Source organism: Streptomyces sp. NPDC088810 (assembly GCF_044750305.1).
Taxonomy (GTDB): Bacteria; Actinomycetota; Actinomycetes; order Streptomycetales; family Streptomycetaceae; genus Streptomyces.
This window is the reverse complement of record NZ_JBIVJQ010000001.1, coordinates 665702-691720: the sequence shown is the minus strand read 5'-3', so window position 1 is coordinate 691720 and position 26019 is coordinate 665702. Positions and strand designations below refer to the sequence as shown.

Here is a 26019-nt window from a genome sequence, read left to right as displayed (position 1 = left end):
CCCCACGGAGAAGAAGAGCCCATGCCCCTGTGGCCCGTCTACACCGGTGCGAACGAGCCGCACGACGGCATCACGAAGCTGCCCCCGCCGCCGCCCTGGCGGGCCTTCGACGGCGGGCCGGTGCTGCCCGTGCCGGACCCGGCCGCCGACACCTCCGCCGTCTCCCCCGACCGCACCCACCGCGCCGAGACGTACCAGGCCACTGCGGAGACGGTCCAGCTGGTCAACGCGGCCCTGTACCTGCGCCGCCCGCTGCTGGTCACCGGCCCGCCCGGCACCGGCAAGTCCTCCCTCGCGTACGCGGTCGCCCGTGAGCTGCGGCTCGGCCCGGTGCTGCGCTGGAACATCACCAGCCGCAGCACCCTCCACGACGGCCTGTACCAGTACGACCCGCTCTCCCGGCTGTACGCCGCCCGGCAGGAGGCCGCCCGGCAGGAGCGGACGGAGGGCACCGGCGACCGGTCGGGCATCGAGCACCACCTGCGCCTGGGCCCGCTCGGCTCCGCCCTGCTGCCCTACGAGCGCCCCCGCGCCCTGCTCATCGACGAGATCGACAAGAGCGACCTCGACCTGCCCAACGACCTGCTGAACGTGCTGGAGGAGGGCCAGTACGAGATCCCCGAGCTGGTGCGCGCCGCACGGCTCACCCCGGACGGCGTCGCCGAGGTGCTGGCCGACGGCACCGACGAGCGGGTCCCGGTGGCCCGCGGCCGGGTCCGCTGCCGGGCCTTCCCCTTCGTCGTCCTCACCAGCAACGGCGAGCGCGAGTTCCCGCCCGCCTTCCTGCGCCGCTGCGTGACACTGCACCTGCGGCAGCCGGACGACCGGCACCTCGCCGAGATCGTCCGCGCCCACCTGGGCGAACCGGACGCCTACGCGCACACCCTGATCGAGCGTTTCCTGTCCCGGTCGGGCGTCGGCGACCTGGCCACCGACCAGCTCCTCAACGCGATCTACCTGGCCCGCTCGGCCGACCTGGACGCCGAGTCCCTCGACCGGCTGGCCGAGCAGCTGATGCCGTACCTGGGGCAGACCGCGCAGACCGATGTCTTCTGAACCCGCCGCGCCGCCCGGTGCCCCGGAACCCGTGGCCCGCCTGGCCGACCTCCTGGCCGAGGCGGCCCACGGCGTGCGTCCGACCCCGCGGGAACTGGCCGAACTGCTGTGGCTGGCCCGCCACATGGGACAGCGGAGCGACGCGCCCGACACCACCACCCCCGCGCAGGCGGCCCCGGCACCCGAGGCACCCCCGCCCCCGCCGCCCCGGGAGACGGCGCCGGAACCCGCCCCGCCGCCCGAGCCCCGCCGCGCCGCCCGGCCGCCCTCCCGCGTCCCCCTGCACCTGCCCTCCCGCCGCCCCGCGGCGGCGGCGGACCGGTCCCACACGGCGCTGCTGGCCCCGGCGCCCCCGATGCTGCGCCACCGGCTCGCGCTGCAACGCGCGCTGCGCCCGCTGGCCCGCCGGATCGACGCGCCCGTGGGCCACGAACTGGACGAGCCGGCCACCGCCGACCGCATCGCCCGGCTGGGCGCCGACCCCACGTGGTGGCTGCCGGTGCTGCGCCCCGCCCGGGAGCGCTGGCTGCGGCTGAACCTGGTGTACGACGCCGGGCCCACCATGCCGGTCTGGCGTCCCCTGGTCCGCGAACTGCACACGGTGCTGGCCCAGTCCGGCGCGTTCCGCACGGTCACCCTGTACCGGGCCGACGCCGACGGCACCGTGCACGGCCCCGACGCCCACGACCCTGCCGACGGCCGCACGGTCACCCTGCTCATCAGCGACTGCATGGGCCCGCAGTGGCGGGAGGGCCCCGCCGGCACCCTCTGGTACGCCACCCTGCACCGCTGGGCCCGCCGGATGCCCCTGGCCGTCGTCCAGCCGCTCCCGGAACACCTGTGGCGGGACACCGCGCTGCCCACCGCCCCGGGCACCCTGTCCGCCCCGCACCCCGCCGCCCCCACGGCCGCGCTGACGTTCACCCCGTACGAGCAGCCCGAGACGGACGAGTTCGCCGTGGCCGGCGGTGCCGTCCCGCTGCCCGTGCTGGAGCCGGAGCCGAGGTGGCTGGGGCACTGGGCGGCGCTGCTGACCACGCAGGGCGGCACGGACGTCCCCGGCGCGGTCGCCGGGCTGGGCCGTCCGCTGCCGGCGGACGCCGAGGACCGTACGGACGTCGGGCAGCTGTCCGCCGAGGAGCTGGTGCTGCGGTTCCGGGCGACCGCCTCCCCCGAGGCGTTCCGGCTGGCCGGCCATCTCGCGGTGGGCCGGCCCGACCTGCCGGTCATGCGGCTGGTCCAGGCGGCGGTCGAACGGGATCCGCGCCCGCAGCACCTGGCCGAGGTGATCCTGAGCGGCATGCTCACCGCCGTCCCGGGCGGCCCGCCCGGCTCCTACGCCTTCCGGGACGGCGTACGCGAGCTGCTCCTGCTCGGCCTGCCCCGCACCGACCGCACCCGGACCAGTGAACTCCTGGACCGTGTGGGCGAGTTCATCGACCGCCGAGCGGGCCGGGCCCCGGGCGAGTTCCGCGCGGCGGTCCCGGCGGCGGGCGGCGCGGGAACGGGCGCGGAGGACGACCCGTTCGCCACGGTCAGCGAGGACAGCGTGCGGCGGCTGTCGACGGCGAGCGACGGGGGGTTGTTCGCGGGGCGGTACCGGCTGGTGCGGCAGCTCGAGGGCACCGGCTGGTTCGCCCGGGACGCGCGGGAGGGCGACACCCTCGTCGTGCTGCACCGGTACCCGCCGCGCCGTTCCCACGCCGCCTTCACGGAGCTGTGCCGCCGGCTGGGCGAGGTGCGTCACCCCGGGATCGCGCGGATCCTCGACCACGGCTTCGGCGAGGGAGTCCCCTACCTGGTGCGGGAGTACGTCGACGGCCGGACGCTGCGCCGGCGTCTGGACGAGGCGGGGGACGGCCTGCCCGCCGGCGAGGTCGCCGCCCTGCTGCCGAAGCTGGCCGAGGCCGTCCTCGCGATGTACGCGCACGAAGGACCGCGCGGAGTGCTCGACACCCGCTCGATCATCCTCACGTCCGACGGGCCGGTCCTGACCTGTCTGGACTCGGCGCCGCTGGTCCACGGGAGCCGCGAGAAGGCCCTGCGGGCGCTCGGGGGGATCACACGGGCCCTGTACGGCACCGGATCCGGTGAGCTGGGGGCGGAGCTGGACGCGGCCGTGAGCGCGCTGCTCTCCGAGAGCCCGGAGAGCCAGCGGCTCGGCGCCGAGCGACTCCTCGCCCTGCGCTCCCGTCAGGTCCCCCTCCGCTTCTCCCTCCTCGGCCCGCTCCGGGGCACGCGCGACGGCCGCCCGCTCGCCATCGAGGATCCCCACGACCGGGCCGTCCTGTGCATGCTGCTGCTGCGGGACGGCCGGCCCGCCACCGGGGAGGAACTGGCCGCGGGGCTCTCGGACGAGCCCCGGTCCGGCACCCGCTCTCCCGACACGTCCCTCACCCGCCTCCGCCACCTCCTCGGCCCGGACGTCCTGACCACCGGCGACACCGGGTACGCGCTCCGCGTCCCCGACGCGGTCGACGTCTTCCGCTTCCGCCGGCTGGCCACCGAGGCCCAGATGGCCCGGGCCGCCGGAGATCTGCCATGGGCCCGCGAACTGGCTGACACAGCGCTGGAGTTGTGGCGGGGCGAGCCCCTGTCCGGTGTCCCGGGCCCGGCCGCCCGCGACGCCCGGACGGAACTGGAGGCGTTCCGCAACACGCTCCGCACGATCCTCCTCGACACGGTCCCCGCCGCGGCCGAGCCGTCCGCCCCGCACCCCGAGATCCGCTTCACCGCCGACGACCTCACCGGCCGCCCCGAAGCCCGCATCACCCTCGAAGCCGCGGTGCACGAGGTCCTGTCGCGCGGCTCCCTCAGCCCCCGCCAGTACGAGGTGGACGTCCGCCCGGACGGCTACCTGGTGCGCACCGAGCCCGGCGCCTACCTGCTGCCCCTGCTCGTCGCCGTACTGCGCGAACTCCCGCAGGCACTGACCCGGCTGCCCCGTCCGCCGCGGCTCACGGTGACGTTCGGGCAGCCGCCGGCCCGGCCGCCGCAGGCAGCCGCGGACGTCGTGGTCGTCGTCCCGCCCGCGCTGTACGACGACTTCGCCGCCAGCTCCGCCGCCCGCCGCTCCCCGCGCTTCCGGCCGCTGTTCGCCGACAGCACCCCGGACAGCCCGCCGGCCGCCTGGTACTGCCTGCTCGGACCGGGGGCCGGGGAGCCCGCGGAACGGGACCTGGTGCAGGGCCCGTTCATCGCGCACGACCTGCACGAGCTGGGCGTCCCCACCCCGGGGCGGACGGCCGTCGTCCACACGCGGCCCGGCGGACCGCTCACGCTGCTCGACCCGCTCCACCCGTACGGCACGCGCCCGCCCCGCCCGGAGACGTACTACTCGGTCGACCTCACCCCGCACGAGAGCCGTCACCTCGTGTCCCTGCCGAGTTCCGGCAAGGGCGCCTTCCAGGCCGCGGTGAAGCTGTCCTGGCGGGTCGCCGACCCGGTGGCCTTCGTCCGTGCCGAGGCCACCGGTGTCCCCGGGCTGCTGCTGGAACATCTGCGCGGCGCGGCGGCCCCCGTCACCCTGCGCTATCCGCTGCGCCGGGCGGGCGCGGCCCAGCGGGCGGTGAACGCGGCGGTGGACGACTGGCCGGTGCCGGGGCTGGCGGTGTCGTACACCGTGCAGCTGGTGCCCGAGTGGGCGCCCGCGCCGGCTGCGGAGCCACCGGTGCCGTCGCGGCGGCGGCTGTCGGCCCTCCTCGCCGACGCCGAGACGGTGCTGATCGGCTTCGACGGGCCCCTCGCCCGGCTGTTCCCGGCGCAGACGGCGCGGGAGGCCGTGCTCGACCTGCTGTCGGTGGTGGCCGATCACCGCGATCCGCAGGACGCGCTGGCGGGCCGGCCGCTGCCCGTCGCGGGCACGCCCGGCCGGGAGGCGTTCACGCATCCGCTGGACCTGCTGCGCGCCTTCGCCCACGACCGGCTCGGCCCGCTGCTGCGGGCACGGCTGGACGAGCTGGAACTGCGGGCCGTGCCCGACGCACCGACGACGCACCGCTCCCTCGCGCTGGTCCGCGCCCTGCACCGGTCCGGCCGCCGGGTCAGCGTGGTGACGGACGTGTCCACCGCGGCCCTCCACCGCTACCTGGAGCCCTACCGGCTGCCCCTCGCGGGCGTCCACGGCCGCCGCGACGACCTCAGCCTGCTGACGCCCCACCCCGACTGTCTGCTCCGGGCCCTGCGGGCGCGCGGCACGCCGTCCCGGTCCGCCGTGCTGATCAGCTCCTCGGTCGCCGAACTCACCGCCGCCCAGCAGCTGGGCCTGCGCTTCATCGGGTACGCGCCCGGGGCCGCCGGGCGGCGGAGCCTGCGCGAGGGCGGCAGCGAGGTCACCGTCTCCTCGCTCGAACCGCTGGTGGAGGCCGCCCGCTCCCGTTGACCCGGCGACACTCCGGTGCGGGCCGGAAATACGCCCGTTCAGCGGCACCCCGCCCGGGCGCGCACAGCGGGCGCCCGCTCCGGGCGCCGCGCAGGATGCCAGTGAGCCCGCCGATCAGGCGGGGACCTCAAGGCCCCACGCCCTCGGGAGGATCCGCCGTGACCGTCAGCCTGGAGCAGTTGCGCCGCTGCCACTTCGCCGTCGACCTGGGTGCGGCCCGCACCCGGGTGTATGTGAAGGGCGCCGGCCTGGTCGTGGACCAGCCCTCGGCCGCGGCCGTGAACACCCGTACCGGCGCGCTCATCGCCGTGGGCGAGTTCGCGGAGAAGATGACGGGGCGCACCCCGGACTACATCAGGGTGGTGCGGCCCATCTCCGGCGGCACGGTGGTGGACATCGAGATGGCCCAGCGGATGCTGCGCCACCTGCTCGGCGACAAGATGCGCCGGGCGCTGCGCCGCAAGCCCCGGCTGCGCGCGGCGGCCTGCGCGCCGCACGGCGCCGATCCGCTGGCCCAGCGGGCCACGATCGAGACGCTGGTCGGGCTGGGGGCCCGGCGGGTGGAGCTGGTCGACACGCTGATCGCCGCCGCCGTGGGGTGCGGGCTGCCGGTGGAGCGGCCCGAGGCCACCATGGTCCTGGTGTGCGGGGCGGCGGCGACCCAGGTCGCGGTGCTCTCGCTGGGCTCGATCGTGACCGCCGAGCGGATCCCGGTGGGCGGCGAGGCCGTGGACCACGCGATCGTGCAGCACCTGCGGCACGAGCACGCGCTGATGCTGCCCAGCCAGTCGGTACGGCCGCTGCAGCTGGCCCTGTCCGGCAACGGGCTCACCGCGGACGGCCCGGCGTCCACCGAGATCCACGGCCGGGACGTGGCGACGGGGCTCGCACGCAGTGTGCGGGTGGACACCGCCGCGGTGCGCTACGCGATCCAGACCCCCCTGACGGCGGTCCTGGACGCCATCGGCAAGGTGCTGCGCGACTGCCCGCCCGATCTGGTGGCCGACCTCGCCGACCGGGGGATCATGATGGTCGGCGGTTCGGCGCTGCTGCCCGGGTTCGACCAGATGCTGCGGCAGGCCACGGGGATGCCGGTGCACATCGCCGAGCGGCCCGACGTGTGCGCGGCGCAGGGCCTGGGCGCCATGCTGGAGGGCCGGATCGAACCGCTGGTCCTGAACCCGCTCGCCGCCTGAGCCCGTTCCGGCGGTGCCTTCAGCGGCGCAGGTAGGAGCGGATCGTCGTTCCCTCCGGGGCGGTGTGGGTCCGCACCAGGTCGGACAGCAGGTTGACGAGCAGCAGTCCGCGTCCGCCGCGCTGGTCGCGGGCGGCGGGGCGGCGGCCGGCCAGCGGGTCGCTGAGGCGGCCCTTGTCGCGGACCTCGCACAGCACGTACCCGCCCTCGGACCACACCGTGAGCGCGCCCGTGCCGCCGCCGTGGACCACGCTGTTCGTGGTCAGCTCGGCGGTGATCAGTGCCAGGTTCTCCAGGGCCAGGCCGGCGAGGCCCAGCCCGGCGCCGTGGTCGGTGGCCAGGTGCCGGACGGCGGACAGGGAGTCCTCGTCGAAGGCGACGTCGAGCACCTCTGGGCCGGCGCCGGGGGCGGCCGGCAGCGGCTCGTTGTAGCGGGCGACCACGCCGTCGGGGTCGTAGGCCGCGCTGGCGTGTTCGGCGGCGGAGCCGGCGGCGATGACCACGGGGTGGGTGGCGTGCGCGTCGGCGAGCGCCCGCTCGTCCAGGCGGGAGGTGTCGTACGGGCACAGGATGGTGACCTCGCGGCCCTGGAACGCCGCGTTGATCAGTGCCTCGTGCTGGGCGCAGGCCGGGTACTCGGCCGGGCTGCGGCCCGCCCAGATCGGCTCGCCGATGATGCGGACGCGCCGGCCGGGCGGCTGGCTGTCGGCGAAGGCGCGCAGCACGCCGGGGATGATCCGGCCGGGGTTGCGTCCGGCCTCGCGCATGTCCAGGAACCGGACGGCGGCGCCGTCGGCCCCCAGCTCGTCCTGGATCAGCCGCAGGTTCTCGCCGGGAACGGCGACCGCGACCGGCTCGTCCGCCGCGAGCGCCGCACGGACGAAGGGCACGGTGCCGGCCAGGTACTCGGCGGTGTCACCGTAGAACAGCGCGGGGTGCACGAACGGGTCGGTACGGTCCAGGGGTCCGGACGTCCTGGTCATCACGCCGACACCTCGATCCCCGGCAGACCGGGCCACAACAGCTCCAGTATCCGCGGTACGGCGTCCGGTGGCCGGTCCAGGACCAGCCGGCGTCGCCCGCCGAGGCTGCGGGCGGCGTCCGCCAGCGCCCCGACGCCCGCGACGTCGACGAAGGTCAGCGCGGAAAGCTCCAAGTAGTACACGTCCTCGCCCTCGCGAACGGCCCGCTCCAGCGCGCGTTCCCAGATACCGCGCGTCGGCAGGCTCACCTCGCCCGCCGCCCGGAATCCCGTCCGCCCGGTCAGCGGGTACACGTCGAGCTGCGGTGCCGCGGGCATCGGCTCGGCGGCGACCGGCAGGGGTCGCGCCGGCTCAGGTCCGCTCACGTCGTCTCCCAGCCGCACAGGTACATGAGTGCCCAGTATGCCTCCCTGCGCCCGGCCCGGGTGTAGGCCCGGGCACGGAGGGCAGGCGAGGAACGGACGACAAGCGGCGGAGCGGGACGAAAGACATGACTTCAGCGGCAGGCGCAGCGCACACCGGGCGGCTGGACACCCTGGCCGTCGACGGCCGCGCGGAGGGCGACCGGGTCGTCCTGACCGCGCGCGGCGAGCTGGTCCACGGCTGTACGGACATCCTCACCGGGGCGCTGGCGGCCCTGCCGGCGGGTGCCGCCCGAGTGGACCTGGACGTGTCCGGGGTGACCTTCCTGGACACGGCGGGCCTGGCGGTCCTGGACACGCTGGCCGCGTACGGCCTCCGGCACGGCGTGCCGGTACGGGCCACCGGCTGGCGGGGGCAGCCGCGCCGGGTGCTGGAGCTGGTGGGTCTCGACCCCGCGGACCCGCTGGGCGCCGCCCTGCCCGCCGGCCTGCCCGCCCGTACGGCGTCCGCGGTGGCCCGGGAGCGTGCCGAGCAACTGGACCTGCTGCGCCTGGAGATCGAGCAGCTGCGCCATGCGATGGACTCGCGTCCGGTGATCGACCAGGCCCGCGGTGTCCTGATGGCGGCGCACGGGTGCGGCCCGGAGCAGGCGTGGGAGATCCTGCGGGAGGCCTCCCAGCGGTCCAACGTCAAGCTGCGGCGGGTGGCGGCGGCGGTCACGGAGAGCGCGACGCCCGACGGCCCGGCCCCGCCGGAGGCGCTGCGGGCGGCGCTGGCCGACGCGGCCCGCCGGGTCAGTACGGCAGGATGCGCCCGGAGGGAGTCCGGCGGTCGATCTCCTGCCCGCGCGGCGCGGCGGGCCGCCGGCTGACACGTACCCGGATCCGACGGTCCATGACGCCCTCCTCCTGCCGACCCCCCGGCTGGACGCCGGTAGGGGGTGCGTGCCCAGGAGCCGACCGGTTCAAGCCTGGCCGGGCGAAGTCGTACGACCGTAACGGCGTTTGACGGCACGTCCGGCCACCGGCTGCGCTACCGGGTCAGGTACCGGGCGAGGGCCGGGTCGAGCTGGGCCAGCCAGGCGGTCAGCCGGGCCTTGCGGCGGGCGTTCAGCTCGCAGGAGTACACACCGCCGTCCCACAGCCGCACGGTGAGGGTCAGGCGGTTGCCGCGCCAGTGGCGTTCGACGTGCGCGATCTCGTCCCAGCCGAAGTCCGCGCTGACACCCGCGACTTCGAGGAGCACTCCGGCGGCGTTGACGATCGCGCCGGCCTGCGCGTCGGCGAGCACGGCCTCCGGGCTGCCGTACGGGACGGGCGGCCCGAAGCCGGGCGGCGGCGGGGTGGCGGGCTGCTGGTGGTACGGGGGCACGGCGGCCTGCGCGGGCAGGTGCGGCGGGGTCGCGGGCGGCGGGGGCGGCGCGAACGCCTGCGGGGGTGCGGCCAGGACGTACGGGGTCGCGGTGACGGTCGGCGGGTACGGCGGTGCCGCCGGCCGGGCCGGCTGCGGTGCCGGTTCCGTCAGCCGGTCCAGCAGCGCGCTCGGCGTCGGCCGGTCCGCGGGCTCCTTCGCCAGGCACGCCTGGACCAGGTCCGCCAGCCCGGCCGGTACGGCGGACAGGTCCGGCGGCTCGTGCACGGAGCGGTACATCAGTCCCATCGGCGTGCCCTCGCCCCAGGCGCTGCCGCCCGCCGCCGCGACCAGCACGGCCCCGAGCGCGAACACGTCGGCGGCGCCGGTGACATCGTGGCCGAGGGCCTGTTCGGGCGCGAGGAAGCCGGGTGTGCCGAAGGCGGTGCCGGTGGCGGTGAGCCGGGTGGACTCCACGGCCCGGGCGATGCCGAAGTCGAGGACGCGGGGGCCGTCGGCGGCCATGATGATGTTGCCGGGCTTGAGGTCCCGGTGCACCAGGCCGCAGGCGTGGATGGACTCCAGTGCCTCGGCGAGGGCGGCGCCCAGGGACCGCAGCCGCGGTTCGTCCAGGGCGCCCTCGGCGGCGAGCCGGGCGGCGAGGGTCGGGCCGGGGATGTAGGCGGTGGCCAGCCAGAGCGGGTCGCCGTCGACGTCGGCGTCCACCACCGGCGCGGTGTGGAAGCCGCCGACGGCGCGGGCCGCCTCGACCTCGCTGCGGAACCGCTCCCGGAACACCGGGTCGGCTGCCAGTTCGGCCTTGGCCACCTTCAGGGCGACGGCCCGTCCGCCCCGCGTCCGTGCGAGATAGACCGTGCCCATGCCACCCTCGCCGAGCCGGCGCTCGACGAGGTATCCCCCGATGCGTTCCATGCCGACAAGTATGGCCGCCGGACCTGACCCGTCCATGCCCAGCCCGGATCCGGCGGCCGGTACGGCTCGGTCGGCACCCCGGTCAGCCGCCGCCCTCCCGCGGCACCGGTGTGAACGTGCGGCTCGCCAGGTAGGCGGGGCGCGGGCGCGGGGCCGCGTACGGCGTCCCGATGGCGTTCTCGTGCACGTGGAGGGCCCGGAAGGCGAGGTAGCAGTCGCCCGCCTCGATGGCCTCCGCCATGCGCCACCGGCGCGGCGGGTACTGCCACTGGTCGAGCCCCCGGCCCGCCAGCCACCGGCTCGCCTCCAGCCACAGCGCCCCGACCTGCTCCAGCTCGCCGGGCCGGGCGGCCCGTATGTCCGGACCGGTCACCGGGCCGGCTCCGGTCCGTCGCCGGCGAGGAAGGCCAGCGTCACGGCGGCCTCGCAGGCGATGCCCGTGGCGATCACGTCCTCGTCGATCTCCATGCGGGACGAGTGCAGCGCCGGGGCCTCCTCCGGTGTCCGGCCCGGCGGGCACGCGCCGAGGAAGGCCATGGCGCCGGGGACGGCCCGCAGCACGTAGGAGAAGTCCTCCGCCGTCATCTGCGGGGCCGGCAGGACGTCCACCGCCTCGGCGCCGAGCGCGCCGGCGGCGGCCCGCAGGACGAAGCCGGTGAAGTCGGCGTCGTTGGCGGTGACCGGATAGCCGGCCTCGACGGTCGCCTCCGCCGTCGCCCCGTGCGCGGCGGCCACGCCCCGGGCGACCCGGGCGATCACCTCGTGCAGCCGCCGCCGGGTCGGCTCGGCCAACGTGCGCAGGGTGCCGGCCAGTTCGGCGGTGTCCGGGATGACGCCGGTGGCGGTGCCCGCGGTCAGCCGGGTCACGCTCAGCACGGCACTGTCGTCGGCGGCCACGCCCCGGGTCACCGCCGTCTGCAGAGCGAGCACGATCTCGCAGGCCACGGGCACCGGGTCGCAGGCGGTGTGCGGGGCGGAGGCGTGCCCGCCGCGGCCCCGGACCACGACCCGGAACCGGTCGGAGGCCGCCATTTGCGGTCCGGGCCGCAGCCGCACCGCGCCGGCCGGCAGGTTCGGGTGCACGTGCAGCGCGAAGGCGGCGTCCGCGCGGGCCCCTGACGCCTCCAGCACCCCTTCCTCGATCATGTGCCGGGCCCCGTGCTCGCCCTCCTCGCCGGGCTGGAACATGAACACCACCCGCCCGGCGAGCGCGTCCCGCCGTCCGGCGAGCAGCCGCGCGGCGCCCACCAGCATCGCCGTGTGGGCGTCGTGCCCGCAGGCGTGCATCAGACCCGGGTTGCCGGAGGCGAACGGCAGCCCGGTGTCCTCGGTGACCGGCAGCGCGTCCATGTCGGCGCGCAGCAGGATCGTCGGACCGTCGGCCGCGCCGGTGAGCGTCGCGGTGACGGAGGACAGGGCGCGCCCGGTACGGATCCGCAGTCCCAGGCCGCCGAGCGCGTCGAGGACGAGGCGCTGGGTGGCGGGCAGGTCGAGGCCCGGCTCCGGGCTGCGGTGCAGGGCGCGGCGCAGGGCGACCGCCTCGGGGGCCAGCCGGCGGGCCTCGTCGAGCAGGGCCGGGCCGGCGGTGGCGACGGCCGCCGGCCGGGGCGGGCCGGCATCCGGCGTGCCGTGCGCGGCCCGAGGCGGAGGTGTCATGCGGCCGTTCTCCTTCCCGGGCCCGGCCCTCGAGGGCACGGCCCGCAGCGGCGGCACCCCCTCACCGTAAGGACGGCAGGGCCGTGGGGACAGTCCCCGGCGGCCCCGGCGCGTGGGATCCGGACAGGGCCGGCTGCTGACAGGATGGCGGATTCCGCCCCCTGAGCAGGGCACGACGCGCTGACATGCTCGGTGCGAGACAGCCAGCAGGCCGGGAATGGGACGAGACCGAATGGCGGCGGCACGTCGGCCGCGTCCGCGCCGGGCGCGGACTCGCCCCCGCATCCTGGCCCGGCGGGGCCCGCTGCGCGACGGCGAGGTCATGCCGGGCAAGCTGTCGCAGGGCGAGTACGGCGCGGCTGGATCCACGAACGCACCATGGAGCTGGAGTACAAGGACGAGCGGGACCTCGCCTTCCGCAGCGCCGACACCCTGGAACGGCTCGTAGGGCTCGTCGTCCGCCATGGCGGCCTGTTCCAGCTGACGATGCACCCGCACGTCATCGGGCACCGCTCGCGGATCGTGGTCCTCGCAGAGCTGCTGGACCACATCGGCGCCCGCGGTGACGAACTGCGCACCGGGCAGCTGCACTTCCCGCGGCCCTCATCCCGTACGCCGGCCACCCCGTGGTGCGCGCCCTGCCCGCGCACCGCGGCGACGAGGTCGCCGGGGAGGTGCTGAACGGCCCCCGCTCGCCGGCCTGGACGCAGGCCGCGGTGAAACTGCCCAGTGCCATGGCCGTCCTGGAGCACGGCATCGGATTCCCGCCCCGCTGAACACCCGCAACTGCGCCCGCAACCGCGCCCGTACGGATCGCACCCGGCGTGCTGCTCATGGGGCTCGGTTTCCTCCCCCGGCACCCTGTCCGCAGGCGCCGTCGCCGTCCTCCGCCGACGCCGCGCCCTGCCCACCGACCCTGCGGTGACGTACGCCTGACGAAGCGCCCGCTCGGACGGACACTCGACAAAGAGAGAGGAACACATCAAACAAAAGGGGATGAACGGTGGCCGCCTCGCCGTGGCGGTCACCGTGATCCCGTTCCCGCAGGTCGCATCGATTCTGCGCCTGCAGCGTCAGGTGGGGCGGGTGGGACTCGAACCCACGGCCGACGGATTATGAGTCCGCTGCTCTAACCGGCTGAGCTACCGCCCCATAGCGGCGTGTCGCGTACAAGTGTGCGCGCCGTCTGCCGCAGCATAGCCGCTCATACGATCTCCTGCCTCGGATGGTCGGCTTCTGCGCTGCTCATGACCTTGAGGACAGCACCGCAGGTGCGGCGGTTCCCGCGGACATGAAAAAGGACCCCTGAGGGGTCCTCGTTCAGCGCTCCCCCGACTGGACTCGAACCAGTAACCTGCCGGTTAACAGCCGGCTGCTCTGCCAATTGAGCTACGGAGGATCGAAGCTCCCCCGACTGGACTCGAACCAGTAACCTGCCGGTTAACAGCCGGCTGCTCTGCCAATTGAGCTACGGAGGATCGCCTCGTTGCATCGAACGTACCTACCTGGGTATTCGCCAGGGGGCGGGCGCTCGCTGCGACACATACATTAGCGCAAGCAGGGGGGTGCTCCGCCAATCGGTATCCCTCGGCGCCAGCGCCGCACCAGAGACCTACACACGGGAAGGGTGGCAGCCATGCGCTACCGGCTCACGTTCCTCGCCGGACTGGCCCTCGGTTACGTACTCGGCACGAGGGCCGGACGCGAGCGCTACGAGCAGCTGAAGAAGTCGGCCCGGCGGATCGCGCAGAACCCCGCGGTCCGCAGCACCGCCGAGACCGCCGCCCAGCAGGGCCGCTCCTACGCGGGCAAGGCCTTCCACACGGTCAGCGACAAGGTCGGCGACCGTGTGCCGGAGTCCGTCGCCCAGCGGGTCCGCTCCCTGCGGGAACGCAATGTCGACGGCACGGGCGGGGACGACTGGGGCACGAGCACCACGTAAGGGTCACGCAGCCGCACCCGGCGCAGCACAGTCACCCCCGGCGATACGGCAAAATCCCTAGGCATGGGGATAGTCGCCGGCTTGGACAGCTCACCGGAGTTCACGCGCATCGTGGTCTGCGACGCAGACACCGGTGCCGTCATACGGCAGGGGTACGCCCCGCACCCGGTGGAGGGGCGCCCGAGTGATGTCGACCCCCAGGCCTGGCTGCTCTCGCTCGGTGAGGCCGCCGGCGGCGGCCTGCTCGAGGGCGTCCAGGCCATCGGGGTGTCGGCGCAGCAGAACGCGGTGGTCCCGCTGGACGCCCAGGGCAACACCGTCCGCCCCGCCCTGGTCGGCGGCGACAAGCGCGCCCAGGTCGCAGCGGCCGATCTCGTGGACGCGCTCGGCGGCAAGGAGGCCTGGGCGCAGGCGGTCGGCTGCGTCCCGCAGGCGGCCCAGCCGGTCACCAAGCTGCGCTGGCTCGCGAAGAGCGAGCCGGAGAACGCGCTGCGCACGGCCGTCCTGCTGCAGGCCCACGACTGGCTGGTCTGGCAGCTGCTCGGCCGCCCGGTGCGCAGGACCACCGACCGCGGCGGAGCCTCCGGTACCGGGTACTGGTCGGCGGCCACCGGCGCCTACCGGCCCGACCTGGTCGAGCTGGCGCTCGGCCACCACGCGATGCTCCCGGAGGTGATCGGCCCGTCGGACGCGGCCGGTACGACCCCGGAGGGCCTGCTGATCTCCGCCGGCACCGGGGAGACCATGGCCGCCGCGTTCGGGCTCGGCATCGGACTCGGGGACGCGGTGGTGTCCCTCGGCGCGTCCGGGTCCGTGATGGCCGTGCACCCGGAGGCGCTCGCCGACCAGTCCGGGATGATCACCTCGCTCGCCGACGCCACCGGCATGCACCTGCCGGTCGTCACCACCCTGAACGCCGTACGCGCCCTGCGCGGCACCGCCGAACTGCTCGGGCTGCCGGACCTGGAGAGCCTGTCCGAGCTGGCGATGAAGTCCACGCCGGGGGCGCACGGGCTGGTGCTGCTGCCCTACCTGGAGGGCGAGCGGACGCCGAACCTGCCGCACACCGCCGGGACCCTCGCCGGACTGCGGCGGGAGTCGATGAAGCCCGAGCACCTGGCGCGGGCCGCGTTCGAGGGCATGCTGTGCGGGCTCGCCGACGCGCTGGACGTGCTGCGCGGACGGGGCGTGGAGGTGCGCCGGATCTTCCTGCTCGGCCCGGCCGCCGAGCTACCCGCCGTGCAGGCCTCGGCACCCTCGCTGTTCGGCGCGCAGGTCGTCGTGCCGCAGCCCGCCGACTACACGGCGATCGGCGCGGCCCGGCAGGCGGCCTGGGCGCTCGGTGTGTCGCAGGGCACCCTCGACCCGCGGAACCCGCCGGCCTGGCAGGGCGCGGCCGCGCAGGTGCTGGAGCCGGGTGAGGAGCTGGCCGTGGGACAGGCGGTGCGGCAGCAGTTCACCGCGGTGCGCGAGCAGACCCATCCGGGTGCGTTCCGGCCCTGAACCCGGTGGGGTTAATCGGTTGAGGTAACGCCGGTGGAGTGCACGACGATAGGGGCCAAGGGCAACCGACCAGCCCCTGTCGCCGACTCCGAGAGACGTAGCGTGCTCATACGACTTCTGCGGACCTATCTCAGGCCCTACAAGAAACCCATCGCTCTCCTGGTGGTGCTGCAGTTCCTGCAGACCTGCGCCACCCTCTATCTGCCCACTCTGAACGCGGACATCATCGACAACGGTGTCGTGAAGGGTGACACGGGTTACATCCTGACCTTCGGCGCCCTGATGATCGGCATCTCGCTGGCCCAGGTGGTGTGCAACATCGGTGCCGTGTACTACGGCGCCCGGACCGCCTCCGCGCTCGGCCGGGACGTGCGCGGGGCCGTCTTCGACCGGGTCCAGTCCTTCTCCGCACGTGAGGTGGGTCACTTCGGGGCGCCCTCGCTCATCACCCGTACGACGAACGACGTGCAGCAGGTCCAGATGCTGGCCCTGATGACGTTCACCCTGATGGTGTCGGCGCCCATCATGTGCGTCGGCGGGATCGTGCTGGCACTCGGCCTGGACGTGCCGCTGTCGGCGGTGCTGGTCGCGGTCGTGCCGGTGCTCGGCATCTCCGTCACGCTGATCGTGCGCCGGCTGCGGCCGCTGTTCCGGTCGATGCAGGTGCGGCTGGACACGGTGAACCGGGTGCTGCGCGAGCAGATCACCGGCAACCGGGTGATCCGCGCCTTCGTCCGCGACGAGTACGAGCAGGGCCGGTTCGGGAAGGCCAACGCCGAGCTGACCGAGATGCAGCTGGCCACCGGCCGGATGCTCGCCCTGATGTTCCCGATCGTCATGACGGTGGTGAACCTGTCGTCGATCGCGGTGGTGTGGTTCGGTGCTCACCGGATCGACAGCGGCGGGATGGCCATCGGCGACCTCACCGCGTTCCTCGCCTACCTGATGCAGATCGTCATGTCCGTGATGATGGCCACCTTCATGTTCATGATGGTGCCCCGCGCGGAGGTGTGCGCCGAGCGCATCCAGGAGGTCCTGGACACCGATTCGAGCGTCGTACCGCCGGCGGCCCCCGTCACCGAGCTGCGCGCGCACGGGCACCTGGAGATCCGGGGCGCGGGCTTCCGCTACCCGGGTGCCGAGGAGCCGGTGCTGAAGTCCATCGACCTGGTGGCCCGGCCGGGCGAGACCACGGCCGTGATCGGCTCCACCGGCAGCGGCAAGTCGACACTGCTCGGACTCGTCCCCCGGCTGTTCGACGCCACCGAGGGCGAGGTCCTGGTGAACGGCGTGGACGTCCGCGAGGTCGACCCGGAGCTGCTCGCGGCCACGGTGGGTCTGGTGCCGCAGAAGCCGTACCTGTTCGCCGGCACCGTCGCCACCAACCTGCGCTACGGCAACCCGGACGCCACCGACGAGGAGCTGTGGCACGCGCTGGAGGTGGCGCAGGCCAAGGACTTCGTGAGCAGGCTTGAGGGCGGCCTGGACGCGCCGATCGCGCAGGGCGGAACCAACGTCTCCGGTGGCCAGCGGCAGCGGCTCGCCATCGCCCGCACCCTGGTGCAGCGCCCGGAGATCTACCTCTTCGACGACTCCTTCTCCGCACTCGACTACGCCACCGACGCGGCCCTGCGTGCCGCGCTCGGCCGGGAGACCGCCGAGGCGACCGTCGTCATCGTCGCCCAGCGGGTGGCGACCATCCGGGACGCGGACCGGATCATCGTGCTGGACGAGGGCCGGGTGGTCGGCTCGGGCCGGCACGCCGAGCTGATGGCATCCAACGAGACCTACCGGGAGATCGTGCTCTCCCAGCTGACGGAAGCGGAGGCCGCCTGATGGCCGGGCCCATGGGACGCATGATGGCCGGGGGCGGCCCCGACCAGCGCTCGATGGACTTCAAGGGGTCGGGCAAACGGCTCGTCGCCCAGTTCCAACCGGAACGGCTCACGATCTACGGCCTGCTGCTCTGTGTGGTCGTGAGCGTGGGCCTCAACGTGGTCGGCCCGAAGATCCTCGGCCGGGCCACCGACCTGGTGTTCGCCGGCATCATCGGCCGGCAGATGCCGGACGGCGCCACCAAGCAGCAGGTGCTCGACTCCATGCGCGAGCGCGGCCAGGGCCGGGTCGCGGACATGCTCAAGGGCACCGACTTCACGCCCGGCAAGGGCATCGACTTCGATGCCGTCGGCAGCGTCCTGCTGCTCGCGCTCGGCACGTTCCTGGTCGCCGGTCTGCTGATGGCGATCGCGACCCGGCTGGTGAACCGGGCCGTGAACCGCACGATGTACCGGCTGCGGGAGGACGTGCAGACGAAGCTGTCGCGGCTGCCGCTGTCGTACTTCGACAAGCGCCAGCGCGGTGAGGTGCTGTCCCGGGCGACGAACGACATCGACAACATCGGGCAGACGCTCCAGCAGTCGATGGGCCAGCTGATCAACTCGGTGCTGACCATCATCGGCGTGCTCGCGATGATGTTCTGGGTGTCCTGGCTGCTGGCCCTGGTCGCGCTGGTGACCGTACCGCTGTCGTTCGTGGTGGCCACCCGGGTCGGCAAGCGGTCGCAGCCGCACTTCGTGCAGCAGTGGCGCTCCACCGGCAAGCTGAACGCGCACGTCGAGGAGATGTACACCGGGCACACCCTGGTGAAGGTGTTCGGGCGGCAGCACGAGTCGGCGCAGCAGTTCGCCGAGCAGAACGAGGCGCTGTACGAGGCCGCGTTCAAGGCGCAGTTCAACAGCGGTGTCATGCAGCCGCTGATGATGTTCGTGTCGAACCTGAACTATGTGCTGGTGGCGGTCGTCGGCGGGCTGCGGGTCGCCTCCGGCAACCTGTCCATCGGTGACGTGCAGGCCTTCATCCAGTACTCGCGGCAGTTCTCGATGCCGCTGACCCAGGTCGCGTCGATGGCGAACCTGGTGCAGTCCGGTGTCGCCTCGGCCGAGCGGATCTTCGAACTCCTGGACGCGGAGGAGCAGGAGGCGGATCCGGTGCCGGGCGAGCGGCCGGAGGAGCTGCGCGGCCGGGTGCGGCTGGAGCACGTGTCGTTCCGGTACGCCCCGGAGAAGCCGCTGATCGAGGACCTGTCGCTCACGGTGGAACCGGGGCACACGGTGGCGATCGTCGGCCCGACCGGCGCGGGCAAGACCACGCTGGTCAACCTGCTGATGCGGTTCTACGACGTGTCGGGCGGCCGGATCACCCTCGACGGGGTCGACGTCCGGAAGATGACCCGGGACGAACTCCGTTCCGGGATCGGCATGGTGCTCCAGGACACCTGGCTGTTCGGCGGCACCATCGCGGAGAACATCGCGTACGGCGCCTCGCGCGAGGTCACGCGCGGCGAGATCGAGGAGGCGGCGCGGGCGGCGCACGCGGACCGCTTCATCCGTACGCTGCCCGACGGGTACGACACCGTGATCGACGACGAGGGCACGGGGGTCAGCGCGGGTGAGAAGCAGCTGATCACCATCGCGCGGGCGTTCCTGTCCGACCCGGTGATCCTGGTGCTGGACGAGGCGACGAGCTCGGTCGACACCCGCACCGAGGTGCTGATCCAGAAGGCGATGGCCAAACTGGCGGCGGGCCGCACGTCGTTCGTGATCGCGCACCGGCTGTCGACCATCCGGGACGCCGACACCATCCTCGTGATGGAGAACGGCTCCATCGTGGAACAGGGCGCGCACGCCGAGCTGTTGGCGGCCGACGGGGCGTACGCCCGGCTGTACAAGGCGCAGTTCGCCCAGGCCGTGGCCGAGGTGGACTAGGGCGCCGGGGGCCGCCGCGCGGCGGCGGCCCCTCAGTCCAGGTAGCCCCTCAACTGGTCCGCGAACGCGTGGTCGCGGAGCTTGTTGAGGGTCTTGGACTCGATCTGCCGTATCCGCTCGCGCGTCACGCCGAAGATGCGGCCGATCTCCTCCAGGGTGCGCGGGCGGCCGTCGACCAGGCCGTACCGGAGCTGGACGACCTTCCGCTCGCGCTCCCCCAGGGTGGACAGCACCGCTTCCAGGTGCTCGCGCAGCAGCAGGAACGCGGCCGACTCGACGGGGCTCGCGGCGTCGCCGTCCTCGATGAGGTCACCGAGGGCGACGTCGTCCTCCTCGCCGACCGGGGCGTGCAGCGACACCGGCTCCTGGGCGAGCCGCAGCACCTCGCCGACCCGCTCGGGCGGCAGGTCCAGGTGGGCACCGACCTCCTCGGCGGTCGGCTCGTAGCCGCGCTCCTGGAGCATCCGGCGCTGGACGCGGACGACCCGGTTGATCAGCTCCACGACATGGACCGGGACGCGGATGGTGCGGGCCTGGTCGGCCAGCGCCCGGCTCATGGCCTGCCGGATCCACCAGGTGGCGTAGGTGGAGAACTTGTAGCCGCGCGCGTAGTCGAACTTCTCCACGGCCCGGATGAGCCCGAGGTTGCCCTCCTGGACCAGGTCGAGCATGGTCAGCCCGCGGCCGACGTACCGCTTGGCCACGGAGACGACGAGCCGCAGGTTGGCCTCGATGAGCCGGCGCTTGGCCACGCGGCCCATGACGACGAGCCGGTCCAGGTCCAGCGCCAGCTCGCTGTCCAGGTCGGGGGTGTTGCTCAGCTTCTCCTCCGCGAACAGGCCGGCCTCCACCCGGCGGGCGAGTTCCACCTCCTCCGCGGCGGTGAGCAGCGGGATACGGCCGATCTCGCGCAGGTACTGGCGGAACAGGTCGGCGGAGGGGCCGCCGGACTCGGCCCGGGCGGCGACCGGCACCTCGACGGGTTCCTCGGGTTCGTCCACGAGCGCGTCGGCGGGCGGCTCCGCCTCGGGATGCAGGGCGGCACGGCTCTGCGGGGGCACGGCCACGAGGACGTCCGTCTCCGCGTCCGGCTCGTCCGCGGTGGTGCTGGTGGCGCTGGTGCTGCTGACGGTCTGGGTGAGGGTCTGGGTCTGCACGGGGGCGACCTCCAGGATGATCGCTGCTGAAGGTGTGCGGCAGCGTGCGCTCCGAGGCTCGGGCACCGCCCCCAGTGTGGAGTACGACACAACCCCGCCACGAGGGTCGTGCGGTGACTTTTTGCGTCCGGTCCGTCACCGGCCGGTACTCGTCCCGCTGGACTATGCGACGGGCAACTGCGGGCCACCGAGCCGTGTCGAGGTGGGGGCATCGTCCCGCCCGAGCAGCCCCGCGAAGAGGGCCGGCCTGCCTTACAGCGCCTCCGCGCCCCGCTCCCGCAGGGCCTGGTCGTACTGCTGGAGGACCCACAGCTCGTTCTGCACGGCGGCCAGCTGGGCGGGGTCGCCGGTGGTGGACAGGCGGGTCATCTGGGACTGGATGTCGCGGATGCGGCGCTCGACGGCGCGGCGGCGGATCTGGACGAGGACCGTACCGGCGTACGTCTCGTCCACCGTGCGGCGCAGGATCGGTTCGACGGCCAGCTCGGTGACCATGGCGCGGACCGTGTCGTCCGGTGCGGCCTCGCGGACGCGGACCAGGTACTCCTGCGGGTCCGGGACGCCGTGCTCGGCGCCGCCCGCCTCGGCGATGGCCCGGCGTACGGCGGCGTAGGGCGGGGCCGTGAACTCGTCCATGCCGTAGGCGTCGAAGGCCGGGGAGACCAGTTCGGGGCGTTGCAGGGCGAGTTTGAGCAGTTCGCGTTCGGCGGCGAAGACCGGGTTGCGCAGGGTCAGCGCCGGGCCGGAGCTCGCGGGGCGCGGCGCCTCGGTCCACTGGTGCTCGGCCTGCCGGGAGCGGCCCTGCTGCTGCGGGCCCTTGCCCTCGCGGTTCCAGCGGGCCAGCTGGGCGACCCGGCGGACGACGAACTGGGTGTCGAGGATGCCGAGCATGCCGGCCAGTTCGACGGCGACCTCGTGCTGGGCGCCGCTGTTCTTGATCTTGGCGACGATCGGGGCGGCCTCGTCCAGGGCGGCGGCCCGGCCGGCCGGGGTGTCCAGGTCGTACCGGCTCACGATCTGGCGGAGCGCGAACTCGAAGAGAGGGGTGCGGGGTTCGACCAGGTCGGCGACCGCCTCGTCGCCCTTGGCCAGTCGCAGGTCGCAGGGGTCCATGCCGTCGGGCGCGATCGCGATGTAGGTCTCGGCGGCGAACTTCTGGTCGTCCTCGAAGGCGCGCAGGGCGGCTTTCTGCCCGGCCGCGTCGCCGTCGAAGGTGAAGATCACGCGGGCCGAGCCGTTGTCCATGAGGAGGCGGCGGAGGATCTTGATGTGGTCGCCGCCGAAGGCCGTACCGCAGGTGGCGATCGCGGTGGTCACTCCGGCGAGGTGGCAGGCCATGACGTCCGTGTAGCCCTCGACCACCACCGCGCGGCTGGTCTTGGCGATCTCCTTCTTCGCCAGGTCGATGCCGTACAGCACCTGGCTCTTCCTGTAGATCGCCGTGTCGGGCGTGTTGAGGTACTTCGGGCCGTTGTCCGCCTCGTACAGCTTGCGGGCGCCGAAGCCGACGACCTCGCCGCCGATGTCCCGGATGGGCCACATCAGCCGGCCCCGGAACCGGTCGATGGGTCCCCGGCGGCCCTCCTGGGACAGGCCGGAGAGGATCAGCTCCTTGTCGGTGAAGCCCTTGCCGCGCAGGTAGCGGGTGAGGTGGTCCCAGCCCTGAGGGCTGTAGCCGACGCCGAAGTGGACGGCGGCGGCCTGGTCGAAGCCGCGCTCGGCGAGGAAGATCCGGCCGGTCTCGGCCTCGGGGCTGGTGGCGAGCTGCTCGGCGTACCACTGCGCGGCGATCTTGTGGGCCTCGACCAGGCGGATGCGTTCGCCGCGCTGGTGCGCCGGGTTGTACCCGCCCTCCTCGTACCGCAGTGTGATGCCGGCCTGTGCGGCCAGCCGCTCGACCGCCTCCGAGAAGGAGAGGTGGTCCACCTTCATCACGAAGGTGATGGTGTCGCCGCCCTCCTGGCAGCCGAAGCAGTGGAAGAGTCCCTTGCTCGGGCTGACCTGGAAGGACGGCGACTTCTCGTCGTGGAACGGGCACAGCCCCTTGAGGTTGCCGCCGCCCGCGTTGCGCAGCTGGAGGTACTCGGAGACCACGGCGTCGATCGGGACCGCGTCCCGTACCGCCTTCACGTCCTCGTCGTTGATCCGTCCTGCCACGCGTGAATTCTACGGGGGTGCTGTGACAGTCCCGGTGCCCGTCGCGGTCGGGAGAGGGTCGGGAGACGGTCAGGAGACGAGGCCGGCGAGGGGTACGTGCGGGTCCGAGAGCGCCTCGATGTTCACCTGGGCCCGGGAACGGATCAGGTTCTGGATCTGCTCTGTGACATCCCACACGTTCACGTTCATGCCGGCCAGCACGCGTCCCTCCCGCACCCAGAACGCGATGAACTCCCGCTTCCCGGCGTCACCGCGGATCACCACCTCGTCGTACGACCCCGGCGGCGCCCATCCGCTGTACTCCATGCCCAGGTCGTACTGGTCGGTGAAGAAGTACGGCACGCGGTCGTAGGCGACCTCCTGGCCGAGCATCGCGCGCGCCGCGGCCGGGCCGCCGTTCAGGGCGTTCGCCCAGTGCTCCACCCGCAGCCGGGCGTCGAACAGGCCGAGCGGGAAGGACGCCACGTCGCCGGCCGCGTGGATGTCGGGGTCGGAGGTGCGCAGCCGTTCGTCGACGACGATGCCGCCGCCGTGCGCCCGGTCGGCGATCTCCAGGCCCGCCGCCTCCGCGAGGGCGATCCGCGGGGCCGCGCCGATCGCCGCGAGGACGTCGTGCGCCGGGTGCTCCTCGCCGTCGTTCGTGCGGGCCGCCAGGACCATGCCGTCCTGGCCGACGATCTCGGTGAGCTGCACCCCGAAGCGGAAGCGGACGCCGTGCTCGCGGTGCAGCTCGGCGAAGACGTTGCCCAGCTCGGGGCCGAGGACGCCGTACAGCGGGGTCGGCGCCGGTTCGATCACCGTGACCTCGGCGCCGTACCCGCGGGCCGCCGCCGCGACCTCCAGGCCGATCCAGCCGGCGCCCGCGATCACCAGGTGCCCGTTGTCCCGGCCGAGGTGGTGCAGGACGCCCTTGAGGCGCTCGGCGTGCGCGAGGCGGCGCAGGTGGTGGACGCCCGCCAGGTCGGTGCCGGGGATGTCCAGGCGGCGCGGCTCGGCGCCGGTGACCAGCAGCAGCTTGTCGTAGCGGACGAGCGTGCCGTCGTCACCGAAGCGGACCGTCTTCGCCGTGCGGTCGATGCGGTCCACGGTCTGGCCGAGGTGCAGCTCGATGTCGTTGCGCGCGTACCAGGCCGGCTCGTGCACGAAGACGCTGTCGCGCTCCTCCTTGCCGAGCAGATAGCCCTTGGACAGCGGCGGGCGCTCGTACGGGTGGTCGCGTTCGTCGCAGATCAGTATCACCCGGCCGCTGAAGCCCTCCGCGCGGAGCGTCTCGGCCGCCTTCGCACCGGCGAGACCGCCTCCGACGATGACGAATGTCTGATCCGCGTCGACCACTTGATGCCTCCTCGTAAGGGTGCCGCCACATGCGAGCGTCCCGCACGCAGCGTGATGCGGGAAGAGGGTGTGACCCGATCAGGCCACGGCCGGTCATGTTCCTCTCACATATGCCCCGTAAGTCTCGCGTGCAGCGAGAGCGCGGAGGCGTCGGTGAGGGAGGCGATCTGGTCGACGATCACCCGCTTGCGCGCCCGGTCGTCGTCCGCCGCGTCGAACAGTGCCCGGAACTGGGGGTCCAGGCCGTCGGGTGCGCGGGCGGTCAGCGCCTCGGCCAACTCGGCGACGATCACCCGCTGGTCGGCGCGCAGCCGCTCCTGCTCGGCGCGCTGCATCACGTACCGGTCCGCGACCGCCTTGAGCACCGCGCACTCCATGCGGGTCTCGCGGGGTACGACGAGTTCGGCGCCGTAGCGGGTGAGCCGGCCGGTTCCCCACGCGAAGCGCGTCGCGCCCTCGGCGGCCAGACAGAACCGGCCGATGAGCTGGCTGGTGGCGTCCTTCAGGCGGGCCTGGGCGACCGCGCTGCCGTCGTAGCCGTGCGGCCACCACTCCTCCTCCTGGAGGCGGTCCAGGGCGGCGGCGAGTTCGGCCGGGTCGGTGTCCGCGGGGACGTACCGGCCGACGGCGACCTGGAACACCGCCTGCCGTTCCGGCTCGGCGTGCAGGCAGTTGGGGTCGATGTGGCCGGCGTGCAGGCCGTCCTCGACGTCGTGCACCGAGTAGGCGACGTCGTCGGACCAGTCCATGACCTGTGCCTCGAAGCAGGTCCGGGTGCCGGGGGCGTGGGCGCGAACCCAGTCGAACACCGGGCGGTCGTCCTCGTACACGCCGAACTTCCGCGAGGCCGGGTCGGTGGGGTGCGTGCCGCGCGGCCACGGGTACTTGGTGGCGGCGTCGAGGGTGGCGCGGGTGAGGTTCAGGCCGACGGAGCGGTCCTCGGTGAACCGTTTGGGCTCGATCCGGGTGAGGAGCCTGAGGGACTGGGCGTTGCCCTCGAAGCCGCCGCAGTCGTCGGCGAACTCGTTCAGCGCGGTTTCGCCGTTGTGGCCGAAGGGGGGATGACCGAGGTCGTGGGCGAGGCAGGCCGCCTCGACCAGGTCGGGGTCACAGCCCAGGGCGGCGCCCAGCTCCCGGCCCACCTGGGCGCATTCGAGGGAGTGGGTGAGGCGGGTGCGGGGGCTGGGGTCCCAGACCTGGCTCCGGGTGCCCGGGGTCACCACCTGCGTCTTGCCGGCGAGACGCCGTAGGGCGGCCGAGTGGAGGATGCGGGCGCGGTCGCGTTGGAAGGCTGTGCGGCCGGGGCGTTTGTCGGGTTCGGGAACCCAGCGGTCGACTGACGTCGGGTCGTATGCCGTGGAGAGTGCGGTGCCTTCCATGGCTCGACAGTAAGCCCAATCGTGTGCCGGGTTCGGTTCCGCCGGCGGGTGCGGGTGCGTCAGGCGGCTTCGGCCGATCTCGTCGACAGGCTCTGGTCGTAGCGGTGGAGGACCAGGCGCGCCATCGCCTCGTGTGCTCCCAGGGGGGCCGAGGCGATCCACGGCGCTGTGTGCGCGCACTGGGTCGCGAAGCGGCCCGGGGCGGTGAAACACGACGCCACCGCCACCCTGTGGCGGCCCCTTGCCGCCAGGGCGCGCAGAGCGGTCGGGACCGTCGGGGTCGCCGCCGAGGCGTACGCGGGGACCACCGGGACGCCCAGGCGGGCGGCGAGGAGGCGGGCGGTGCGGCGGGTGTCCGTGGCCGAGTCAGGGTCACGGGAGCCGGCCGCCGCGAGGACGACCGCGGTCTCGCGGCGCGCGGCGTCGTCCATGGCGGTGGGCCAGCCGGCCTCCAGCAGGCGGGCGTGCAGGGTCTCCACGAGCAGCGGGTGCGGGCCGAGCGGGGCGGCCAGGCGCGTGCGGGCGGCTGCGGCGGCGGCCATCTCGGGGATGTCCTGTCTGACGTGGTAGCCGCGGCTCAGCAGGAGCGGCACGAGGACCGCGTCGGACGTGCCCAGGGCCGCGAGGGTGTCGGTGAGCAGCGGCTCGTTCAGCTCGATGTGGCCCAGGTGGACGGGGAGGCCGGGGCGCAGCTCACGGACCCGGGCCATGAGGGACCGTACGGTGCCGAGCGCCCGGGGGTCGCGGCTGCCGTGGGCGACCAGCACGAGGGCGGGCGGGCCCGGGCGGCGGCGGCCGGGCGGGGAGACCAGCCGGCTGCGGGTGCTGAGGGGGATCGACGCCGTCATGCAACGATCCTGACCGG

General features: G+C 73.8%; 19 protein-coding genes, 3 tRNA genes and 1 pseudogene. 10 read left to right on the top strand and 13 right to left on the bottom strand.

Annotated elements, in window-relative coordinates; translation table 11 throughout:
- Positions 1-21: 21 nt before the first annotated feature.
- The 3 genes from ACIP4Y_RS03120 to ACIP4Y_RS03110 all read left to right on the top strand — a co-directional run bounded on the left by ACIP4Y_RS03120 (position 22) and on the right by ACIP4Y_RS03110 (position 6633).
- Positions 22-1056, top strand: coding sequence for an AAA family ATPase (locus tag ACIP4Y_RS03120; protein ID WP_401387023.1), 1035 nt, complete (start codon positions 22-24; stop codon positions 1054-1056).
- Positions 1046-5437, top strand: a complete 4392-nt coding sequence (locus ACIP4Y_RS03115) for an SAV_2336 N-terminal domain-related protein (protein WP_401387020.1) — start codon at positions 1046-1048, stop codon at positions 5435-5437. Before ACIP4Y_RS03120 ends, ACIP4Y_RS03115 begins: the two co-directional genes overlap by 11 nt.
- 158 nt (positions 5438-5595) lie before the next feature.
- Positions 5596-6633 (top strand): rod shape-determining protein, encoded by a 1038-nt coding sequence (locus tag ACIP4Y_RS03110; RefSeq protein ID WP_401387017.1) that lies wholly within the window; start codon positions 5596-5598, stop codon positions 6631-6633.
- Between the two features lie 19 nt (positions 6634-6652).
- Here ACIP4Y_RS03110 and ACIP4Y_RS03105 read toward each other — a convergent pair whose 3' ends face one another.
- Positions 6653-7615 carry an anti-sigma factor RsbA family regulatory protein gene (locus tag ACIP4Y_RS03105; RefSeq protein WP_401387014.1) on the bottom strand — a complete coding sequence of 321 codons (963 nt, stop codon included), beginning with the start codon at positions 7613-7615 and terminating at the stop codon, positions 6653-6655.
- Positions 7615-7932 (bottom strand): STAS domain-containing protein, encoded by a 318-nt coding sequence (locus ACIP4Y_RS03100; RefSeq protein WP_358635609.1) that lies wholly within the window; start codon positions 7930-7932, stop codon positions 7615-7617. The genes ACIP4Y_RS03105 and ACIP4Y_RS03100 overlap by 1 nt, the downstream gene beginning before the upstream one ends.
- Positions 7933-8105: 173 nt before the next feature.
- Between ACIP4Y_RS03100 and ACIP4Y_RS03095 the strand changes: the two genes are divergently transcribed.
- Positions 8106-8849, top strand: a complete 744-nt coding sequence (locus ACIP4Y_RS03095) for an ANTAR domain-containing protein (protein ID WP_401387011.1) — start codon at positions 8106-8108, stop codon at positions 8847-8849.
- 161 nt (positions 8850-9010) lie between these two features.
- Here ACIP4Y_RS03095 and ACIP4Y_RS03090 read toward each other — a convergent pair whose 3' ends face one another.
- From ACIP4Y_RS03090 to ACIP4Y_RS03080, 3 genes are all read right to left on the bottom strand, one after another.
- The gene (locus tag ACIP4Y_RS03090) at positions 9011-10261 is read right to left on the bottom strand and encodes a serine/threonine-protein kinase (RefSeq protein ID WP_401387008.1); all 1251 of its coding nucleotides are present in this window, start codon (positions 10259-10261) and stop codon (positions 9011-9013) included.
- An 82-nt stretch (positions 10262-10343) separates the two neighbouring features.
- A complete protein-coding gene (locus ACIP4Y_RS03085; protein ID WP_401387005.1) occupies positions 10344-10634 on the bottom strand; it encodes a hypothetical protein in 291 nt (96 codons plus the stop codon).
- Positions 10631-11917, bottom strand: a complete 1287-nt coding sequence (locus ACIP4Y_RS03080) for a M20 family metallopeptidase (RefSeq protein WP_401387002.1) — start codon at positions 11915-11917, stop codon at positions 10631-10633. The genes ACIP4Y_RS03085 and ACIP4Y_RS03080 overlap by 4 nt, the downstream gene beginning before the upstream one ends.
- A gap of 185 nt (positions 11918-12102) precedes the next feature.
- On the opposite strand from ACIP4Y_RS03080, the pseudogene ACIP4Y_RS03075 reads away from it, so the two are divergent.
- Positions 12103-12475 (top strand): annotated as a pseudogene (locus ACIP4Y_RS03075) (hypothetical protein); the annotation flags it as partial.
- A gap of 68 nt (positions 12476-12543) precedes the next feature.
- Entirely contained in the window at positions 12544-12693 is a 150-nt protein-coding gene (locus ACIP4Y_RS03070; protein ID WP_401386999.1) for a hypothetical protein, read from the top strand.
- A 302-nt stretch (positions 12694-12995) separates the two neighbouring features.
- Here ACIP4Y_RS03070 and ACIP4Y_RS03065 read toward each other — a convergent pair.
- The 3 genes from ACIP4Y_RS03065 to ACIP4Y_RS03055 all read right to left on the bottom strand — a co-directional run bounded on the left by ACIP4Y_RS03065 (position 12996) and on the right by ACIP4Y_RS03055 (position 13395).
- Positions 12996-13069, bottom strand: a tRNA-Ile gene (locus ACIP4Y_RS03065).
- A gap of 174 nt (positions 13070-13243) precedes the next feature.
- Positions 13244-13316 (bottom strand) — tRNA-Asn (locus ACIP4Y_RS03060).
- A 6-nt stretch (positions 13317-13322) separates the two neighbouring features.
- A tRNA-Asn gene (locus ACIP4Y_RS03055) sits at positions 13323-13395 on the bottom strand.
- A gap of 158 nt (positions 13396-13553) precedes the next feature.
- Between ACIP4Y_RS03055 and ACIP4Y_RS03050 the strand changes: the two genes are divergently transcribed.
- The 4 genes from ACIP4Y_RS03050 (at position 13554) to ACIP4Y_RS03035 (ending at position 19126) form a co-directional block, all read left to right on the top strand.
- Complete coding sequence (locus ACIP4Y_RS03050) at positions 13554-13859, top strand: YtxH domain-containing protein (protein ID WP_401386996.1); 306 nt, start codon at positions 13554-13556, stop codon at positions 13857-13859.
- Between the two features lie 63 nt (positions 13860-13922).
- A complete protein-coding gene (locus tag ACIP4Y_RS03045) occupies positions 13923-15362 on the top strand; it encodes an FGGY family carbohydrate kinase (protein WP_401386993.1) in 1440 nt (479 codons plus the stop codon).
- A 102-nt stretch (positions 15363-15464) separates the two neighbouring features.
- Complete coding sequence (locus ACIP4Y_RS03040; RefSeq protein ID WP_401386990.1) at positions 15465-17198, top strand: ABC transporter ATP-binding protein; 1734 nt, start codon at positions 15465-15467, stop codon at positions 17196-17198.
- Complete coding sequence (locus ACIP4Y_RS03035) at positions 17198-19126, top strand: ABC transporter ATP-binding protein (RefSeq protein WP_401386987.1); 1929 nt, start codon at positions 17198-17200, stop codon at positions 19124-19126. Before ACIP4Y_RS03040 ends, ACIP4Y_RS03035 begins: the two co-directional genes overlap by 1 nt.
- A 32-nt stretch (positions 19127-19158) precedes the next feature.
- On the opposite strand, the gene ACIP4Y_RS03030 is transcribed toward ACIP4Y_RS03035, so the two are convergent.
- From ACIP4Y_RS03030 to ACIP4Y_RS03010, 5 genes are all read right to left on the bottom strand, one after another.
- Positions 19159-20358 carry an RNA polymerase sigma factor gene (locus ACIP4Y_RS03030; protein ID WP_401388639.1) on the bottom strand — a complete coding sequence of 400 codons (1200 nt, stop codon included), beginning with the start codon at positions 20356-20358 and terminating at the stop codon, positions 19159-19161.
- A gap of 177 nt (positions 20359-20535) precedes the next feature.
- Positions 20536-22440 (bottom strand): DNA primase, encoded by a 1905-nt coding sequence (gene dnaG / locus ACIP4Y_RS03025; RefSeq protein WP_358635476.1) that lies wholly within the window; start codon positions 22438-22440, stop codon positions 20536-20538.
- 69 nt (positions 22441-22509) lie between these two features.
- Positions 22510-23775, bottom strand: a complete 1266-nt coding sequence (locus tag ACIP4Y_RS03020; RefSeq protein WP_401386983.1) for an NAD(P)/FAD-dependent oxidoreductase — start codon at positions 23773-23775, stop codon at positions 22510-22512.
- A gap of 104 nt (positions 23776-23879) precedes the next feature.
- The gene (locus ACIP4Y_RS03015) at positions 23880-25154 is read right to left on the bottom strand and encodes a deoxyguanosinetriphosphate triphosphohydrolase (protein ID WP_401386980.1); all 1275 of its coding nucleotides are present in this window, start codon (positions 25152-25154) and stop codon (positions 23880-23882) included.
- Between the two features lie 59 nt (positions 25155-25213).
- The gene (locus tag ACIP4Y_RS03010) at positions 25214-26002 is read right to left on the bottom strand and encodes a sirohydrochlorin chelatase (protein ID WP_401386977.1); all 789 of its coding nucleotides are present in this window, start codon (positions 26000-26002) and stop codon (positions 25214-25216) included.
- Positions 26003-26019: the final 17 nt, after the last annotated feature.

Bases quoted from the DNA above. Each gene is read 5' to 3' on its own strand.
- ACIP4Y_RS03050 (WP_401386996.1), top strand. From the start codon at position 13,554: ATGCGCTACCGGCTCACGTTCCTCGCCGGACTGGCCCTCGGTTACGTA.
- ACIP4Y_RS03080 (WP_401387002.1), bottom strand. From the start codon at position 11,917: ATGACACCTCCGCCTCGGGCCGCGCACGGCACGCCGGATGCCGGCCCG.
- ACIP4Y_RS03105 (WP_401387014.1), bottom strand. From the start codon at position 7,615: ATGACCAGGACGTCCGGACCCCTGGACCGTACCGACCCGTTCGTGCAC.
- ACIP4Y_RS03100 (WP_358635609.1), bottom strand. From the start codon at position 7,932: ATGCCCGCGGCACCGCAGCTCGACGTGTACCCGCTGACCGGGCGGACG.
- ACIP4Y_RS03120 (WP_401387023.1), top strand. From the start codon at position 22: ATGCCCCTGTGGCCCGTCTACACCGGTGCGAACGAGCCGCACGACGGC.
- ACIP4Y_RS03090 (WP_401387008.1), bottom strand. From the start codon at position 10,261: ATGGAACGCATCGGGGGATACCTCGTCGAGCGCCGGCTCGGCGAGGGT.
- ACIP4Y_RS03045 (WP_401386993.1), top strand. From the start codon at position 13,923: ATGGGGATAGTCGCCGGCTTGGACAGCTCACCGGAGTTCACGCGCATC.
- ACIP4Y_RS03035 (WP_401386987.1), top strand. From the start codon at position 17,198: ATGGCCGGGCCCATGGGACGCATGATGGCCGGGGGCGGCCCCGACCAG.
- ACIP4Y_RS03115 (WP_401387020.1), top strand. From the start codon at position 1,046: ATGTCTTCTGAACCCGCCGCGCCGCCCGGTGCCCCGGAACCCGTGGCC.
- ACIP4Y_RS03095 (WP_401387011.1), top strand. From the start codon at position 8,106: ATGACTTCAGCGGCAGGCGCAGCGCACACCGGGCGGCTGGACACCCTG.
- ACIP4Y_RS03010 (WP_401386977.1), bottom strand. From the start codon at position 26,002: ATGACGGCGTCGATCCCCCTCAGCACCCGCAGCCGGCTGGTCTCCCCG.
- ACIP4Y_RS03015 (WP_401386980.1), bottom strand. From the start codon at position 25,154: ATGGAAGGCACCGCACTCTCCACGGCATACGACCCGACGTCAGTCGAC.